Source organism: Candidatus Symbiopectobacterium sp. (genome assembly GCF_020054415.1).
In the GTDB taxonomy this organism is placed as follows: domain Bacteria; phylum Pseudomonadota; class Gammaproteobacteria; order Enterobacterales; family Enterobacteriaceae; genus Symbiopectobacterium.
In genome coordinates this window covers 1-1755 of sequence record NZ_JAHWCO010000021.1, presented here as the reverse complement: position 1 = coordinate 1755, position 1755 = coordinate 1, and the positions used below count along the sequence as shown (strand labels likewise).

Sequence of the window (1755 nt, the reverse complement as noted above, 5' to 3'; positions counted from 1 at the left end):
CATGCAAACACGGATAGCTACAGGGCTTACAACGACGAACTTCCAAAAGTAAAACACATTGTTAGCAAGCTGTATACACAGCGTATTGAGCGTGCACATCTGACACTGCGTAACCTATTGCAACGGCTCAATCGCAAGACGCTCGGATATTCAAAATCATCCGAAATGCACGATAGGATCATCGGTACTTACATCGAACGCGAGTACTACGTTTGATGCTACATCAACTCACTGAATACACGACCCGGTTGCCGGTTATTACAGCATGCTGTTGAACATTGGCGGCGCACACGGTGCCTACTTCACGCGTAACCTAGTGGTTTTGACCGACAGCGCGGGCCATACCGGCGTCGGTGAAGCGCCCGGCTGTGAGGTGATTTATCGCACGCTGGTCGATGCGATCCCCCGTGTGAAAGGTGAACAGATTGCTCGTATGAATCGTCTGGTGCATGACGTGCGCACCGGTAACCAATCCTCCGATTTTGACGCCTTCGGCAAAGGGGCCTAGACGTTTGAACTGCGGGTCAACGCCGTGGCGGCGCTGGAAGCCGCGCTGCTGGATTTACAAGGCCAGTTCCTGTGCGTACCCGTTGCCGAATTGCTTGGGCCAGGCAAACAGCGTGATGAAGTCACGGTGTTTGGCTATCTGTTCTACATCGGCGATCGCACCAAAACGGATCTGCCTTATCTGCCGGGGGAAACCGGCAAGCACGAGAGGTATCACCTGCGCCATCAGGCTGCAATGAACAGCGACGCCATTGTGCGCCTGGCTGAAGCCTCCGCCGATCGTTACGGTTTCAAAGATTTTAAACTGAAAGGTGGGGTGTTGTCAGGCGAACAAGAGATTGAGTCGGTGAAAGCGTTGAAAAAACGTTTCCCGGATGCCCGTATCACTGTCGATCCCAACGGTGCCTTGCTGCTGGATGAGGCTATCCGTTTGTGCAAAGGCATGAACGGCATTCTGACCTATGCCGAAGATCCTTGTGGGGCAGAACAAGGCTTCTCTGGTCGTGAGGTAATGGCAGAGTTCCGCCGTTCTACTGGCCTGCAGGTTGCAACCAATATAATAGCCACCAACTGGCGTGAAATGAACCATTCCGTGATGTTGCAAGCAGTTGATATTCCGCTGGCGGACCCGCATTTCTGAACCATGCACGGCGCTGTGCGCGTCGCGCAACTGTGTAACGACTGGGGCCTGACCTGGGGTTGCCACTCCAATAACCATTTTGATGTGTCACTGGCTATGTTTACTCACGTTGGCACAGCGGCTCCGGGCAATCCTACCGCGATTGATACCCACTGTATTTGGCAGGAAGGGCAGCATCTGACCAAGGAGCCGCTACAGATCGTCAACGGCAAGATTGCTGTACCCGATCGTCTTGGGCTGGGCGTTAAGCTGGATATGGCGCAAGTGATGAAGGCACATGAGTTACACAAAAAACTGCCCAGCGGCGCGCGTAATGACGCCGCGGCCATGCAGTACCTGATCCCCTGCTGGACATTCGATCGCAAGCGTCCCGTTTTCGGTCGTTAATAAACGGGCCTGCGCAACGGGCAGGTAAACGCTTTAGTAAAGCAAGCTTCATAACGACAGCTACCGAAAGACAGACTAAAAGGGGCTTTGTTGAATAAATCAGAACCTGTAATGACTGCGCCCCATACGGGTCGATTGTTACGTGATGCGAATACTGTTCGGCATTCCTAATAGCGTGATCCGGTTAAGCGCTTTGACCATGGCCATGGCTTCACCCACCT

Annotated in this window: 1 protein-coding gene and 2 pseudogenes; 2 read left to right on the top strand and 1 reads right to left on the bottom strand. The window is 53.3% G+C overall.

The features are described 5' to 3' along the window. A partial coding sequence (locus tag QZ506_RS00675; protein WP_291968344.1) for an IS1 family transposase occupies nt 1-216 on the top strand: 216 nt, incomplete at its 5' end. A gap of 19 nt (nt 217-235) precedes the next feature. Then, nucleotides 236-1534: pseudogene (locus QZ506_RS00670) on the top strand (enolase C-terminal domain-like protein). Nucleotides 1535-1672: 138 nt separating this feature from the next. On the opposite strand, the pseudogene QZ506_RS00665 reads toward QZ506_RS00670, so the two are convergent. Then, nucleotides 1673-1755 (bottom strand): annotated as a pseudogene (locus QZ506_RS00665) (lipoprotein); the annotation flags it as partial.